Origin of the sequence: Bacteroides sp. ET489 (assembly GCF_030518095.1) — a bacterium.
Lineage (GTDB): Bacteria > Bacteroidota > Bacteroidia > Bacteroidales > Bacteroidaceae > Bacteroides > Bacteroides ndongoniae.
In genome coordinates this window covers 1-905 of record NZ_JAULLJ010000113.1, presented here as the reverse complement: position 1 = coordinate 905, position 905 = coordinate 1, and the positions used below count along the sequence as shown (strand labels likewise).

At 56.6% G+C, this 905-nt stretch carries 1 pseudogene; it reads right to left on the bottom strand.

Annotated elements, in window-relative coordinates:
* A pseudogene (locus Q3C19_RS18245) lies at positions 1 to 905 on the bottom strand (hypothetical protein); the annotation flags it as partial.

Genomic DNA, 905 nt, shown 5'->3' with positions numbered 1-905 from the left:
CAGCGGCGGATTGGTGGTGGCCGACTTGGCGATATACGAGCTAGGGCCCATGGTGACCACTCCGTTCTTCGGCACGCTCAGCCCCGTGTACCAACGTCCCAGTATCTCCAGCGAATCGCCTTTTGGACCGGTGACGCACAAGGCGGCCGTGTAGTTGCTTGTTCCGTCAGTATAGGTAATCAGCGAGCGTGTCCATACATAACCGCCCGACGCGTTCGACGGCGGTGTGTTGCTCCATGACCCTCCTGTAAGCGACGTGTTCGACGTGCTCAGATAATACTGCTCTGTCACCGATGCGATGCCCTTGCCGTCTTTACCGTCGGCACCGTCCTGCCCGTCCGCACCACTGATGCAGGCCGTTCCGCTATATACGTACTGCCCGCCGGTGTATGTCACCTTGGTACGGCTCCACAAGTATTTGCCGGCAGTCACCGTTGGAGCTGTCGTGTTCCAACCCGATGTGGGCGCCGATGTGCGGCTTGATGAAAGGGCGTATTCAACATCGACTGATGTGATACCTGTTCCGTCATCACCACGGAACTTGCTCCAGACATAGTCTGACGGATCGGTACTTTCAACAGCTGTTTCCTTGTTTACAGCGATGCCGATATAACGCGTTTCCGATGTGGGGGTCTGGTACATGCCGCTGCCATCAGCGTTGTCAGAATAGGCAATCCAGGTATAGTAAGTCTTCCCGTCGGCACCCGGTGCTCCGGGCACACCATCGGTACCGTCCTCGCCTTTGATGAGCGACCACAGATAGTCGGCCGGATTGTTCCCTTCCAACGGTGATTCCCTGTTGTATGCCAGCCCGATATATTTCTTCCCTGTAGGGTCGTCGCTCATGCCAATTCCTTCTGCCGTGTCGGCGTACCTGATCCAGGTGTAATAGGTCTTGCCATCCA